This window comes from Nitratireductor aquibiodomus NL21 = JCM 21793, assembly GCF_000615975.1.
GTDB lineage: Bacteria > Pseudomonadota > Alphaproteobacteria > Rhizobiales > Rhizobiaceae > Nitratireductor > Nitratireductor aquibiodomus.
The window spans coordinates 19065-33187 of the sequence record NZ_BAMP01000045.1; the positions used below are offsets into that span (position 1 = coordinate 19065).

Annotated in this window: 14 protein-coding genes and 1 pseudogene; 8 read left to right on the top strand and 7 right to left on the bottom strand. The window is 60.8% G+C overall.

Annotation, left to right across the window (positions count from 1 at the left end; translation table 11 throughout):
• The first annotated feature begins 57 nt into the window (after nucleotides 1-57).
• Nucleotides 58-1878, top strand: a complete 1821-nt coding sequence (locus JCM21793_RS31260; RefSeq protein WP_025030696.1) for an EAL domain-containing protein — start codon at nucleotides 58-60, stop codon at nucleotides 1876-1878.
• 40 nt (nucleotides 1879-1918) lie between these two features.
• Here the strand turns inward: JCM21793_RS31260 and JCM21793_RS29270 are convergent, their stop codons facing one another.
• Complete coding sequence (locus JCM21793_RS29270; RefSeq protein WP_155983450.1) at nucleotides 1919-2071, bottom strand: hypothetical protein; 153 nt, start codon at nucleotides 2069-2071, stop codon at nucleotides 1919-1921.
• Here JCM21793_RS29270 and JCM21793_RS13350 point away from each other — a divergent pair.
• Nucleotides 2070-2273 carry a hypothetical protein gene (locus JCM21793_RS13350; protein WP_025030697.1) on the top strand — a complete coding sequence of 68 codons (204 nt, stop codon included), beginning with the start codon at nucleotides 2070-2072 and terminating at the stop codon, nucleotides 2271-2273. The genes JCM21793_RS29270 and JCM21793_RS13350 overlap by 2 nt on opposite strands.
• Nucleotides 2274-2570: 297 nt before the next feature.
• Here JCM21793_RS13350 and JCM21793_RS13355 read toward each other — a convergent pair whose 3' ends face one another.
• Both JCM21793_RS13355 and JCM21793_RS13360 read right to left on the bottom strand, forming a co-directional pair.
• On the bottom strand, nucleotides 2571-2828 hold the full coding sequence (locus tag JCM21793_RS13355) for a hypothetical protein (protein ID WP_007007464.1): 258 nt from the start codon (nucleotides 2826-2828) through the stop codon (nucleotides 2571-2573).
• 181 nt (nucleotides 2829-3009) lie between these two features.
• A complete protein-coding gene (locus JCM21793_RS13360; protein ID WP_025030698.1) occupies nucleotides 3010-3564 on the bottom strand; it encodes a methylated-DNA--[protein]-cysteine S-methyltransferase in 555 nt (184 codons plus the stop codon).
• 426 nt (nucleotides 3565-3990) lie between these two features.
• Here JCM21793_RS13360 and JCM21793_RS30340 point away from each other — a divergent pair.
• From JCM21793_RS30340 to JCM21793_RS13375, 3 genes and pseudogenes are all read left to right on the top strand, one after another.
• Nucleotides 3991-4350: pseudogene (locus tag JCM21793_RS30340) on the top strand (transglycosylase SLT domain-containing protein); the annotation flags it as partial.
• Nucleotides 4351-4504: 154 nt separating this feature from the next.
• On the top strand, nucleotides 4505-5515 hold the full coding sequence (locus JCM21793_RS13370; protein WP_025030700.1) for a daunorubicin resistance protein DrrA family ABC transporter ATP-binding protein: 1011 nt from the start codon (nucleotides 4505-4507) through the stop codon (nucleotides 5513-5515).
• Nucleotides 5512-6321: an ABC transporter permease gene (locus JCM21793_RS13375; RefSeq protein ID WP_007007468.1), complete on the top strand. Its 810-nt coding sequence runs from the start codon at nucleotides 5512-5514 to the stop codon at nucleotides 6319-6321. Before JCM21793_RS13370 ends, JCM21793_RS13375 begins: the two co-directional genes overlap by 4 nt.
• On the opposite strand, the gene JCM21793_RS25880 is transcribed toward JCM21793_RS13375, so the two are convergent.
• On the bottom strand, nucleotides 6286-6840 hold the full coding sequence (locus tag JCM21793_RS25880; RefSeq protein WP_025030701.1) for a cupin domain-containing protein: 555 nt from the start codon (nucleotides 6838-6840) through the stop codon (nucleotides 6286-6288). The two genes, JCM21793_RS13375 and JCM21793_RS25880, sit on opposite strands and share 36 nt — an antisense overlap.
• A gap of 166 nt (nucleotides 6841-7006) precedes the next feature.
• Nucleotides 7007-7525, bottom strand: coding sequence for a cysteine hydrolase family protein (locus JCM21793_RS25885; RefSeq protein WP_244439757.1), 519 nt, complete (start codon nucleotides 7523-7525; stop codon nucleotides 7007-7009).
• 138 nt (nucleotides 7526-7663) lie between these two features.
• Between JCM21793_RS25885 and JCM21793_RS13390 the strand changes: the two genes are divergently transcribed.
• Entirely contained in the window at nucleotides 7664-8656 is a 993-nt protein-coding gene (locus JCM21793_RS13390; RefSeq protein WP_025030702.1) for a GlxA family transcriptional regulator, read from the top strand.
• A gap of 59 nt (nucleotides 8657-8715) precedes the next feature.
• Here the strand turns inward: JCM21793_RS13390 and carB are convergent, their stop codons facing one another.
• Entirely contained in the window at nucleotides 8716-12213 is a 3498-nt protein-coding gene (gene carB, locus JCM21793_RS13395; protein ID WP_025030703.1) for a carbamoyl-phosphate synthase large subunit, read from the bottom strand.
• Between the two features lie 291 nt (nucleotides 12214-12504).
• Between carB and JCM21793_RS13400 the strand changes: the two genes are divergently transcribed.
• Complete coding sequence (locus JCM21793_RS13400; protein ID WP_025030704.1) at nucleotides 12505-13257, top strand: DUF4336 domain-containing protein; 753 nt, start codon at nucleotides 12505-12507, stop codon at nucleotides 13255-13257.
• A gap of 25 nt (nucleotides 13258-13282) precedes the next feature.
• Here JCM21793_RS13400 and JCM21793_RS13405 read toward each other — a convergent pair whose 3' ends face one another.
• Nucleotides 13283-13624: an ArsR/SmtB family transcription factor gene (locus tag JCM21793_RS13405; RefSeq protein ID WP_025030705.1), complete on the bottom strand. Its 342-nt coding sequence runs from the start codon at nucleotides 13622-13624 to the stop codon at nucleotides 13283-13285.
• A 172-nt stretch (nucleotides 13625-13796) separates the two neighbouring features.
• On the opposite strand from JCM21793_RS13405, the gene JCM21793_RS13410 reads away from it, so the two are divergent.
• A complete protein-coding gene (locus JCM21793_RS13410; RefSeq protein ID WP_025030706.1) occupies nucleotides 13797-14021 on the top strand; it encodes an MFS transporter in 225 nt (74 codons plus the stop codon).
• Nucleotides 14022-14123: the final 102 nt, after the last annotated feature.

The window sequence follows — 14123 nt, forward strand, 5'->3', positions numbered from 1 at the left end:
AAAGGCGTTTGCTGGCATTTTAAGCCCCATGAATGACGAGACTTGAGGAAGCGCAGCATGCCGCGCAGCATCGGCCTCGCCCACATCGCCCGACAGGATGACGGGACGGCTGTGGGCATCTGGGGCGGTTACACACTAAAATCCGCCTTTCAGCCGATTTTCTCCTTTCGTGAAGGCCGTCTTCTCGTGACTGCTTATGAGGGGTTGATCCGTCCTTTTCGGGATGAGCAGCCGGTCGGCCCCGGAACTTTTTTTTCCAGCATTCCCGAGGTCGACCGCTTTCAGGTCGAAACGCTGGCAAGAACGCTGCATCTCCTCAACGCCGGTGTCAGTCTCAGTGAAACGGCATCGCTTTTCGTCAATTTCGACCCATCGCATTTCGTCGATGCCGCTTCTGCGGCAAGTGCGCTGCGCGATGTTCAGGTTGTCTTGAGAGATTCCGGTATCACGGCCGAACGCGTTGTCTGTGAAATCACCGAACAGGAAACGGGATCGGACGAAACGCTCCTCGGCTTTGTGCAGGCGCTCAAGGGATATGGGCACCGGGTCGCGGTTGACGACTACGGAGCAGACAGTTCCGACCTCAGGCGCATAGAGGCTCTGGGACCTGACATCGTCAAGTTCGACGGCGCTTGGACGGGCCATCTTCTGGCATCCGCCCCCGGCGTCGCGATGTTGACCGAGATGGTCCGCGCCTTCTCCGAGAAGGGCATTCGCACCGTTTTCGAGGGAATTGAAACCGGCCAGCAGCTTGAGCTCGCCGAAAGCTGCGGTGTCTCCATGGTTCAGGGGTTCGCGCTTGCCCGGCCTCAACTGGCTCCCGGTGCGTTCAAAGAGTTCGAGCTGCGCGGGAGAGCGAGCGCCGACGGGCACTTGCCGGCACGGCGGAGCGCCTGGAGCAGGGCAAGGCCGAAAAAACCAGACGCGATGTTTCGCCGAACAGAAGCGGACGCACCTTCGGTCGCCGTGGAACCTAGAACGATGCCTGGACGATCAGCATCCCCGGCCTGCGGTGCGCTTATTGCCGATGAAATCGGTCTGGAGACGGGTGTGTACGGGGTCTACCGGCTCCGTTCCCTCTATCAGCCTGCTTTCCGGATTTCGTCCGGCAGGCTGATACCGGAAGGCCTTGAGGCGTCGGTTTTGCCGCTGCTCGACTTCACACCGGTGAAACCGGAAGTGCTTTTCTCTTCCGTCGACAGCGCAGCAGAGGGAGAACTACAGTCCCTTTGCAATCTGATGCATATCGGAAATCATCATCATACCGGGCAGGAGGGCCTCTCGCTTCATCTTCCGTTCGGGCCGGCATTGCTTCGCGGACCCAAAGCGCTGGATCATCTGGCACTTGCCTTCGCCCGGCTTGCGGAGACGGCCCTTTCTCCGCGGTCACTGGTGTTCCGCGTGTCGGGCACCGGGCCGGATGATCAGGAGATTTCCAGCCGGTTTATCGAGACGATACGGTCGGCGGGGGGGCGCATAGCGTTGGACGGTTTTGGGGCGCAGCCTGACGTTCTGGAAGCCGTCGACCGGGTTCAGCCGGACATCGTGAACGTCGACGGTTCATGGTTTCGCCGTGTGGCAAACATTACGTCGGCGGTGCGATTGATGCGTCAGATGGCGGAGAATCTTCAGCGCGCCGGCATCAGGGTTTCGATCAAGGGGATCGAGGACCCGGTCCATCTTCTGGCGGCGATGTCGGTCGGTGCCGATCTCGTGCAGGGTGACCTGCTTGCCGGGCCGAAGGAGGCGGGTTCTGCTATGGATCTGCGCCCGCTGAATGCTGCACGGGTGCTCCGCGATCCCCGGAAAGTCGTTGTCTCGTTGAGCGAGAGATGGCGGTGTGGCTGGCCTGCGTCTGCCTCGCGGACAAAGTTCTGAATAAACAGAAGCCCGACAAGGTCGGGCTTCTGTCCTGTCGTCAATTCTCGGAGCTGTCGGGTGCAACCGACGGGTTATCCTGATTTTCACCGTAGGCGGCGGCCACGGAAAGGAGATCCGGACCGTTTTCAGGATCTTTGTGGAGGAGAGCGATCCGGGCGGCAGATTCCGGGCTGGAAATGCGCTGCAGCATGGACGCGAATTGTTCGTTTTTCTGGACCTCAAGCGCCGCGCGTCTCGCCCAGGCTTCGATCCTGACACCGTCTTCGGGCTCTTCGGGCAACCTGTTCATCGAGGAGACACGGTATCTGCTTTCCACGGCGGCAGAGCCGTTTGAAGGTGCAGAAGACTGGCTGTTGCCAGAACCGGGCGTGCCCGGCGTCGGCTGGGCCTGACCCGGAGAATTACCGGAGCCCGCGGTTCCCCCATCAGCCGGTTCGGGCTGCGTCGTCCCGTTTAGTGGGGAAGCAGGATCCTGAGTGTCTGGCTGTCTGGCCGGCGGCGTGTATCTGTCGATCAGCGGCAGGTTCAATATATTTCCGAGCAACACGAAGCGTCCTCTCCTGGTTCTGGTGCAAATTTGTACAACGGGTTGTGTCCTGTCTTCCGTTGCTACCAGAGAGGGATTTTGAAACTGTGTTCGGGTTCGGGAAAATTCGACACAAATTGCGCGAATATTGTGTCCGGGCTGTTCAGGCTGCGGCTTTGTCGCCGATGCTGGCAGAGGTTTGTGCTTTGCCGTTTTCGTCCATCTTTCCGGATGTCATCTTTTTGCGCATCGCGCGCAACACCGCATTGAGAAGATCGATGTCGATATAGAACTGTTTTGACAGTTCGAGAGCGATCTGGTCCATCGCAACGCCTTTCGTGAGTAGGCGTTTGACCTCCGCGATCATCGCCGATGGTTCAGTCAGGCGATTTTTGATGCCGTTGTCGGTAGATTGAAGCATGGTATTCCCGCCGATTGAAAATCACGGACGCAACGAACCCAACGCTGGACAGAAATGCCGTCGATAAATCGACCGATTGACGGCAAGATTGTGGCTGTCCCCATTAATCACCGGGGCCATCCGAATCGTGTTTATTATGCGTGCTGCGCGCTCGCGTGCAAGGTGCGGGATTCAACTCCCGCTAGAATGAGAAGGCTCCCTGCGCAGGGACCGCGTTTGGCGAGCGAGCGTTTTCCAGTGCGAGCATCTTCTGCTTTGTCGTGACGCCGCCATGGGCGGAAAATCCACCGATCCTGCCGCCGGCGGCAAGCACGCGATGGCAGGGGATGATGAGGGGGACGGGATTCTGGCCCATGGCTGCGCCCGTCTCCCGGGTGGCTTTCGGAAATCCGACACTTTCGCAAAGCGCGCCATAGGTTGTTGTTTCGCCGTAGGCGAGGCGACGCATGGCGGTGTAAAGCGCGCGGTGAAACGGGCTGACGCCTGAAAGATCGAGAGGCACGCTGGAAAAGGTCTCCTCGCTGCCGTCAAAATAGCGCTGTGCGGTTGCCACAAGATCTGCCATTTCACCTGTCGGCTGAGTGGCTCTGGAGACCGGCAGGCGCTGTCTCAGCAATCTTTCGACGGGTTCTGCCTCGGGCGTGGGAAGAATGAAGCGCGCAAGCCCCACTTCGCTCCAGCCTGCACCGCAAAAGCCAAAGGCCGTTTCGAACACGTGATAAGCACTGTAGGTCATGGCGCACCCAACCACACTGTTTCCAGTGCCACGTCTAGCATGGAAACACTATGGTACAAAGAGTGAACGGGCATTGTCCTGACATGAGATTGCCACGCTTTGCATAGCACGGTAGAAGGCGCGCGGGTGGGGATGATCTTATCGAAGGAATGCGCCTTGCCATTGTTTTCCCGAATGTTCGTTATCGGTCTCGTGATCGCATTGCCATCCATGGCCGGTTGCACAACGACCGGGAGCGATGGTCAGGCCAAAGCCGATGCCACCGAAAGCAGCGCCGATGCGGCGGTTGTTGCGAACAGTCTGGTTGCAGAACAGGATGCCGCGATCTCCGGCGAAGACGTAAGCCCTGAAGCGTTTGCGGGCCAGCGCCTGCCTTCCGCCGCGCTGACGGCACTGGAAGCCGGTGCAAGTGTGGACCCCGTTGCTCCGCGCAGCGCCGAGCTCGATGCGCTGATCGCCCAGTATGCGGGCATCTACGATGTGCCTGAGCGGCTGGTGCGCAGGGTCGTGAAGCGGGAGAGCAATTTTAATCCGACGGCCCGCAACCGCATTTATTGGGGGCTGATGCAGATTCGTCATGATACAGCGCAGACCATGGGCTATCGCGGCCCTGCTTCCGGTTTGCTGGATGCCGAAACCAATCTGAAATATGCGGTCAAATACCTCCGTGGGGCGTACATCACCGCCGAGGGGAACGAAGATCGCGCGGTGCGTTTTTATGCCAGCGGTTACTACTACGATGCCAAGCGTAAGGGACTGCTCAGGGAAACCGGGCTGCGCGACTGAAATGTGGCCTCGGCGGGAGGTGTCAGCAGCGTTCGAGCGCGCTCGATAATCCGGTTCTGACGAACTCTGGATTGGTGTATGTCTCGGCGCTGTCGGAGACTGCCTCGCGGATCCGTCTTGCAGTGACGGGAAACGGCTGCCCGGAGGATTACGCATGAACGATTTGAACCCGATGGGCACCATGCCGGCCGCCCACGACACATTGCCTCTTGCGATTTCCGTGCGCGGATTGGCCAAGCGCTATGGAGACGTCACGGCGCTGGACGGCATCGATCTGGATGTCCCGCGGGGCATGATCTTCGGCATTCTGGGGCCGAATGGTGCGGGCAAGACCACGCTGATCCGCCTGCTCGCCACACTTGCGCGTCCGGACAGCGGTTCCGCAACCGTCATGGGGCACGATGTTGTTTCAGACCCGCAGGCGGTGAGAGGTGCCATTGCACTGACCGGGCAGTTTGCCTCGCTCGACGAAGACCTGACGGGTCGTGAGAACCTTGTCATGCTCGCCCGGCTCTGGGGCTTTTCAGGCAGTCTTGCCAAAGCGAGAGCGGATGAGCTGCTTGCAGCCTTCGAGCTCTCGGATGCAGCCAGAAAACAGGTCAAGTCCTATTCCGGCGGGATGCGGAGGCGGCTCGATATTGCCGCTTCGCTAATCGTCACACCGGGCGTCCTGTTCCTCGACGAACCCACGACGGGGCTCGATCCGAAAGCACGGCAGGGCGTCTGGAAAATGATCCGCGCGCTCGCTCAGTCGGGCGTAACAATCCTTCTGACGACACAGTATCTTGAGGAGGCCGATCAACTGGCCGCGCGTATCGCCGTCATTGATCGTGGCCGCAAAATTGCTGAAGGCACGAGCCGGGAGCTCAAGTCGGCCATTGGCTCCGGCTTCCTCCATGTCGCGCTTGCCGACAACGGACGACTGGACGAGGCAGAAGCCATTCTGGAGCGGACTTTGGGGGCGACCGTGCAGCGCAGCGCTGAAGGCGCACAGCTTTCCGTTGTCGCCGGCTCCACCAGGGCCGCCAACGAAGCGCTTGCGGCGCTAATTTCAGCGGGGATAGAGCTTTCCGACTTTTCTATGGGCTCACCGAGCCTGGATGAGGTGTTTTTAGCACTGACCGGGCAGCCCATGGAAGAAGAGACCGGGGGAGAGGCATCATGAGTTCCTTGGAAAACGGCCCGGCAATGCTTTCCAATCTGGCGCGTCCGCCCCGGCCGTCCGCAATTTCCAATGCACTGACCTTTGGCTGGCGGGCGGTGTTGAAATTCAAGCACGTGCCCGAGCAACTGTTCGACCTGATCATGACGCCCCTCATGTTCACGCTGCTGTTCACATTCGTTTTCGGTGGTGCGCTGGCCGGGTCCACGAGCGACTATCTGCAATTCTTCCTGCCTGGCATTCTGGTGCAGACCGTGGTGTTCAACTCGGTCTATTCAGGCATGGGCCTGTCGACGGACCTCTCCAAGGGCCTGTTTGAACGTTTTCGCTCACTGCCCATCTGGTCCCTTTCGCCCTTTGCGGGGCTTATGGTGGGCGATGTTCTGCGTCACACCATTGCGGGGCTGATCATTCTCACCGTGGGACTTGTGCTGGGCTATCGCCCGGAAGCGGGGATCGCGGGAGTTGTCGCGTCCTTTGTGCTTCTGATCGCCATCGGCTTTGGTGTCGGCTGGATTTTCATCGTGCTCGGATTGCTGATCCGCACACCGATGACCGTGATGACCATCGGTTTCACATTCATCTTTCCGCTGGTGTTCGCCTCCAATATCATGGTGCGCCCGGAAACAATGCCGGGCTGGCTGGAGGCGTTTGTGGTGCGGAACCCTGTGTCGCACATGACGACGGCCCTGCGGGGGCTGATGAGCGGAACGGCCACAGGGGGCGAAGTGGTGCTTGCGCTTGTTGCGCCGGCACTTTTGACAATCGTGCTGTCACCACTTGTTTTGTGGCTTTACCGGCGCAGCTAGCGTCGTCTTTTCGAGCGTGGGAATTGAGCGCGCCCCGGCAGGGGCGCGCTCGGACTTCATCAAATGAGCCGCGTTCTCTTCCCGTTGCGGGACAAGGTCAAACCCCCTGTCCTGATACTGGAAAAGGAGGCAGTCGACGCCATCAGCGCAACCGCTGAAATGCTTCAGGTGCCCCGGCAGATCGTAGAACGAACCTGCCGGATATTCCGTCCGCTGACCGTCGACCACGGCGTAAAAAGTGCCCTTTAACACCACCGTCGGGATGGACCGGGTGTGATAGTGATACGGGTTGTCCTTGCCGGCGGGGAACAGGACGAAAGCCTCATAGGGGCCGTCGCCCGCCAGGTCGCCGCGGACATTGGCATATCTGATGCCGCCCGAATCCGGGATCTCGATCCACACGAGTTCCGATGCGGGGAAGGAAACGATCTTCTTCTTGAGCGTTGCCAGATCCGAGCAGGCCGCAACCACAGCCAGCAACGCGAAAAGAGGCAGGGCAGTTCTCAAATACGGTTTCATCGCAAAAGTCCTTGGTGCTTAAAATTCACACGGGGCCTTGAAATACGGGGCCCCGGATTCGCGCTCTAACTGGTTTTCAGGGCGAGAATGGCTTTCGTGTCGAGGATTTCGGCAAAGGTGTCGGAGAGCGTGACCAGCGATGCCTCGTGCAGAACATCGTGGGAAATCACCTTGCGTCCGGCCCGGTGATGTCGCGTGTGGCGCAGGCGTCGGAGGCAACGATCACGTCATATCCGAGCGGAACCGCATCACGCGCCGCACCCGACACGCAGGCATGGGTCATCAGTCCGGCGATGACGAGCGTATCGATCCCGTCCACCTTGAGGCGGGCGTCGAGATCGGTGCTTGGGAATGCGCTGACGGACGTCTTGCGCAGGACATGATGATGCGTCGCCGGCTGGATTTCCGGATGGAATGCGACCGTTTCCCCACCCTGGGCGAAGATTGGCGCACCCTTCGGTGTTACGTGCTGTATATGATAAACAGATATTTTCTTGGCGTCTGCCCACTCGACAAGATCGAGAGCCTTTGTCAGTGCTGCTTCGCCATTGGGGATGGGCATTCTGCCGGAGAAATATTCTTCTTGAAAATCAATGATAATGAGCGCTGTCTTATCTGACTTGATCGCCTCTTTCGGCGCGCTTCCTGTCATGGTGCGAATGGTCGCGTGCAGTGCTTTGGTCATCGTCTCGTCTCTCGTTTATAATGTTGGTTACGGTAACTTGTGGTGTGATTACCAGTCGACTTGTAACGATCTGAAAATTCCTCTACCTGCTCCTGAGGTACAAGTGTCCCGAATGACAAAGAACGATGGAATTGGGCCGTGGCAGGCAAGGCAGGGGTTCACAGGATTGCGGTTGTGGCTTTCGAGGGGATCAGCCCGTTCCACCTTTCGGTTCCCTGCATGGTGTTCGCCGATGATCTCGCACGGCTGGCCGCCCCGCGTTACGAGTTGACCGTCTGTGCTGAAGCACCCGGGCGGATCGGAACCGCCTCGGGGATATCGCTTTTCGTCGACCACGATCTTTCAGCACTTGAGGCTGCGGATACCGTGATTGTGCCGGCCTGGCCGGGACCGGACGCCGCGCCGCCCGATGTTCTCCTGGAGGCTCTTCAACGCGCCCATGCGCGTGGGGCGCGGCTCGTGGGGCTGTGCGTCGGGGCCTTTGTTCTCGCCGAGGCTGGTCTTCTCGATGGAAGGCGGGCTTCGACCCACTGGGTGTTTGCGGAGGATTTCGCTTATCGCTATCCGCATGTGTTTCTGGAGCGCGACGTGCTCTATGTGGATGAGGGCGATGTTCTGACGTCGGCAGGAACCGCAGCAGCCATCGATTGCTGCCTGCATCTCGTGAGACGTGATCACGGGGCGGAGGTGGCCAATCGCGTTGCGCGGCGCATGGTGGTGGCGCCGCATCGCAGCGGCGGGCAGGCACAGTATATCGAGCAGCCCCTGCACAAAACGCTCCAGAGCGACCTTCTGCAGGAAACGCTGGAGTGGGCGGCCGGCAATCTCAACGAGCCTCTTTGTCTTGATCGTCTGGCAGAGAAAGCCGCCATGAGCAGGCGCAATTTCTCACGCCGTTTTCGCAAGGAAACCGGCGCGACGGTGTCACAATGGATTCTTGCGCAGCGTCTGGCGCTCGTTCAGCGTCTTCTTGAAACCACAGACAAGCGGATGGAAACCATCGCCGAGGCGGCGGGGTTTGGTTCCGCCGTCACCATGCGGCAGCGTTTCGTCGATGCATTCCGCGTCTCCCCCATGGCCTATCGCCGGCGGTTTCGCGCTGTTGCGGAGGACGGGTGCGCCCGTTCATAGGGAAGTAAGGCGCAGCTGCCCGGCACATACGGGCGGCTGCGCTCGTGCTGATCTGCCGTTCAGATGAAGTAGCTCTGCAGCGGGCGCACTTCCAGGCTGCCGGCCTTCAATGCGACAATGGCTTCGGCGGCAGCTTCCGCACCTGCCATGGTGGTGTAATAAGGCACTTTCTGCATCAGCGTCGCGCGGCGCAGCGATTTGGAGTCCGACATGGCCTTCTGACCGTCCGTCGAGTTGAACACGAGCTGGACCTGACGGTTGCGGATGGCGTCCTCGATGTGCGGACGGCCTTCCAGAACCTTGTTGATCTTCTCGGCCTCGACGCCGTTTTCGCGCAGGAAGCGGGCCGTGCCACCGGTGGCCAGAACATGCCAGCCGGCATCGGCGAGCCGCTTGACGGCCGGCAGGACGCGGGCCTTGTCGTCGCCGCGCACCGACACGAACAGGGTTCCTTCGCGCGGCAGGTCGACGCCGGCACCGAGCTGCGCCTTGGCAAAGGCGAGCGCATAGTCTGTGTCCAGACCCATCACCTCGCCGGTGGATTTCATCTCCGGTCCTAGCAGCGTGTCGACGCCGGGGAAACGGGCGAAGGGGAAGACGGCTTCCTTGACCGCGATATGGCCGAGGTCGCGCGCGTTCGGCATGGTGCCATAATGGGCGAAGGCGTTTTCCAGTGTTTCGCCCGCCATGATGCGGGCGGCGATCTTGGCGATGGGGCGGCCGATGGTCTTGGCGACGAAGGGCACCGTGCGCGATGCGCGGGGGTTGACCTCGAGCACGTAGATTTCGCCGTTCTTCACCGCGTACTGCACGTTCATCAGGCCGCCGACCTTCAGCGCGCGGGCGAGGGCTGCGGTCTGCTGTTCCAGTTCTGCGACAAGGCCTTCGTCGAGAGAGTGAACGGGCAGGGAGCAGGCGGAGTCGCCGGAGTGAATGCCCGCTTCCTCAATGTGCTCCATAATACCCGAAACATAGGTCTGGCCGCCGTCCGAAAGGCAGTCCACATCCACTTCGACCGCCTCGGTGAGGTAGGTGTCGAAGAGGAGCGGGTTCTTGGAGAGGAGCGTGTTGATCTGGCCGGTCTTGTCGGCCGGATACTTCTGGCGGATTTCCTCGGGTACGAGGCCCGGCACCGTATCGAGCAGATAGGTCTGCAGCATGGTCTCGTTGTGGATGATCTGCATGGCGCGGCCACCCAGAACGTAGGACGGGCGCACGACCAGCGGGAAGCCGAGTTCGGACGCGACGACGCGGGCCTGCTCCACCGAATAGGCGATGCCGTTTTTCGGCTGCTTCAGGCCGAGCTTGATCAGAAGCTTCTGGAAGCGGTCGCGGTCTTCGGCCAGGTCGATCATGTCGGGCGCGGTGCCGAGGATCGGGATGCCGGCCTTCTCCAGCGCGTCGGCAAGCTTGAGCGGCGTCTGGCCGCCGAACTGCACGATCACGCCGTGCAGCGTGCCTGCCGCCTGTTCGGCGCGCAGGATTTCCAGCACGTCTTCGGGAGTCAGCGGCTCGAAATAAAGGCGGTCGGAGGTGTCGTAGTCGGTGGAGACCGTCTCGGGGTTGCAGTTGACCATGATCGATTCATAGCCGGCGTCGGCCAGCGCAAAGGCGGCGTGACAGCAGCAATAGTCGAACTCGATGCCCTGGCCGATACGGTTGGGGCCGCCGCCGAGGATCACCACCTTCTTGCGGTCTGAGACGCGTGCCTCATCGGCCAGAGCGCCGGCGAACGGCAGCTCATAGGTTGAGTACATATAGGCGGTGGGCGCGGCGAACTCGGCCGCGCAGGTGTCGATGCGCTTGAAGACCGGGTGGACGGAGAGAGAATGACGAATCTTCTGAATCTCTTCCGTTTCTTTCTTCGTGAGCGACGCGAGGCGTGCATCGGAGAAGCCCATGGACTTCAGAAGGCGCAGGTTTTCGGCATCTTCCGGCAGGCCGTGCTCGCGCACGCGCTCTTCCATGGCGAGGATCGCCGCGATCTGCTCCAGGAACCACGGGTCGATGCGGCACATGGCGTGGACGTCTTCGAGGCTCGTGCCGAGGCGGATGGCCTCGGCCACCATGCGCAGGCGGTCGGGCGTGGGCGTGCCGAGCGCGGCGCGGATGGCGTTCTTGTTTTCCGACGGATCGCCTTCCGGATCGTAGCCGGGGATCTCGATCTCATCGAGGCCGGTCAGGCCCGTCTCGAGGCCACGCAGCGCCTTCTGGAAGGATTCGGCAAAGGTGCGGCCAATGGCCATGACCTCGCCCACAGATTTCATCGCGGTCGAGAGAACCGGCTTCGACCCCGGGAACTTCTCGAAGGCGAAGCGCGGGATCTTGGTGACCACATAGTCGATGGAGGGTTCGAAGGAGGCGGGGGTTGCACCGCCCGTGATGTCGTTTTCCAGTTCGTCGAGTGTGTAGCCGACGGCGAGTTTTGCCGCGATCTTGGCAATGGGGAAGCCCGTCGCCTTGGAGGCAAGCGCGGAGGAGCGCGACACGCGCGGGTTCATCTCGATGACGACGAGACGGCCATTCTCCGGATTGACCGCGAACTGGACGTTCGAGCCGCCGGTCTCCACACCGATCTCGCGCAGCACCGCAATCGATGCGTTGCGCATGATCTGATATTCCTTGTCCGTCAGCGTCAGGGCAGGGGCAACGGTGATGGAATCGCCCGTGTGCACGCCCATCGGGTCCACATTCTCGATGGAGCAGATGATGATGCAGTTGTCCGCGCGGTCGCGGACCACTTCCATCTCATACTCCTTCCAGCCGAGCACGGATTCTTCGATCAGAACTTCGGTGGTGGGAGAGGCATCGAGGCCCGACGAGACGATCTCGAAGAACTCTTCGCGGTTATAGGCGATGCCGCCGCCCGTGCCGCCCAGCGTGAAGGAGGGGCGGATGATGGCGGGCAGGCCGACAAAGTCGAGCGCCTGCGCGGCCACACCCATGGCGTGGTTCATGTAGCGCTGCTTGCGGTCGCTCTCGCCGAGGTTCCATTCGTTTTCGAGATCGTCCAGCGCCTTGTCGAGAGCGTCGCCGGACAGCTTCTCTTTCAGTTCCCGGCGCTTTGTCTCGTGCTTCTGACGGTCGGTGTTCTTGACGTCGGAAGCATTGGCCAGCATCGAGCGTGGCGTTTCAAGGCCGATCTTGGCCATCGCCTCGCGGAACAGCGAGCGGTCTTCCGCCTTGTCGATGGCGTCGGGCTGGGCGCCGATCATCTCGACATTGTAGCGCTCAAGCACACCCATGCGGCGCAGGCTGAGGGCGGTGTTGAGCGCCGTCTGGCCGCCCATGGTGGGCAGCAGCGCGTCGGGGCGCTCCTTGGCAATGATCTTGGCAACCACTTCCGGCGTGATCGGTTCGATATAGGTCGCGTCGGCAAGCTCCGGGTCGGTCATGATTGTGGCCGGGTTGGAGTTCACCAGAATGACTCGGTAGCCCTCTTCTCGCAGCGCTTTGACGGCCTGGGTGCCGGAATAGTCGAACTCGCAGGCCTGGCCGATGACGATGGGGCCGGCCCCGATGATCAGGATCGACTTGATGTCGGTGCGTTTTGGCATGAAAGATCACTCGCGCGTGTGAGCCGACGCCGCACGGGCGGGATGCCGCGCGCAGGCCGGGCAAAAATTGTCGGGCTAGGCGCGCCTTATAGGCAATGGGCGGGCCTTACGGAACCCCGAAAATGACGATTTCAACGCTACCAATGGACACGGGCGCCGATCATGGCCGGAAACTTGCGTTCGCTGTGGACGGGTGACACCGTAGTGCGACGTAAAATGGGGTTGGGCAGGCGCGATTCTTCGCGTGGAGCCGATGCCCCCGGGTATGTTTGAAATCGTTTGGGAATCGTTATGGGAGCGCCCCGGGAGACGGCAACCTATCCGCCGCTCAACACACTGAAACCAGTTGCGGAAGGCGTCTGGATCGTCGACGGGCCTACAATTCCGTTTGGACCGCCCGGTCTCAAAATGCCGTTTCCCACACGCATGACCGTTTTCCGGCTTAACGGTGGCGGACTGTTCGTGCACTCCCCAACGCATATGACGGAGGATCTGCGTGCCGGGATGGATGCGCTCGGCCCCGTCCGGTACATCGTGGCGCCGAACCGCATCCACTACTGGTGGGTGCCATTCTGGCGGGCGGCATATCCAGAGGCCGAAATCTGGATGGCACCACGCATCCGCGAACAGGCCGGAGGGCATATCGACTTTCCGACCCGCGAGATCACGGGAGACATCGGTTATCCTTGGGATGCCGAGATTCGCACCCTGCCAATCTCTGGAAGCTTCATGACCGAGGTGGAGTTTTTCCATATTGGAAGCCGGACGCTCGTTCTGACGGATTTCATCGAGAATTTTGAAACACAGAAACTCAACTGGTGGCGACGCATCATGGCGCGGCTGGGCGGTGTGTTGGCCCCGCATGGCGCGATGCCGCGCGATATGCGGCTGACGTTCGCAAAGCAGAGGCCGGCGTTGAAACAGGCGGTAGAAACCATGATTTGCTGGGCGCCTGAACGCGTGATCATCGCTCACGGGCGGTGGTTCGAGCGCGACGGCGCGACGGCTTTGAAACGGTCTTTCGACTGGTTGCTCGACGGATAGCACTGGCGCCGACGCGGCACCGGGGTCAGACGGCCTGTTCGATCCGCTTTTCGGGTGGGGGCAGGGTGATCGCGGTGGCAAGAATGGAATCGAGAAGCCCCGGAAAGCGTGCGTTGAGATCGTCCCTGCGCAGCGAAATCAGCCTTTTCGTGCCGCACGGCTCGACACGGATGACGCCGGCCTCGCGCAGTTTCGCAAAATGATAGGACAGATTCGATTTCGAGCCCAACAGCTTGAACTCCGCGCAGGCGAGTGGTTCGTCACCACGTCTGGCAAGGTCGCCCAGGATGGCCAGTCGTGTCTGATCGCCCAGGACGGCAAGCACATGGGGCAGTGATATCTGATCTACGGTCGGGTGCTGTAACATGTCCTGAACACTAAGCTTTCGCAGGCAGGATGCAAGCCGTTCGCCACGGTGTGGGCGCCTTCCGCTGCGCTGACGCAAAGGCAGGAACCGACAGGCTCGACGCGATCGGAGGTTGACATCGGGCAGGTTTGGTTCAAAAGTTCAATGGATTTTGAACCAAAGGATTTTCCCCATGGATAAGCGTCTCTTCCTGCTGGCGCTCGGTGCCTTTGCCGTCAGCACGGTCGCTTTCGTCTTCGCCGGCCTTTTGCCATTGATTGCCTCTGACACCGGGGTAACGGTCGCCGAGGCCGGCTATCTCGTTTCTGCCTACTCGCTTGCCTATGCGATCGGCACCCCCATTCTCTCGGCGCTGACCGGCGCGATGAACCGGCGCCGGGTCATCGCCCTAGCATGATGGCGTTCGTCGCGGGCAATCTGACGGCTGCCGCAAGTGGCGGCTTCGGGGCGCTGTTTGCCGCGCAGATCGTGATTGGCATGGCGGGCGGACTGTTTGCGG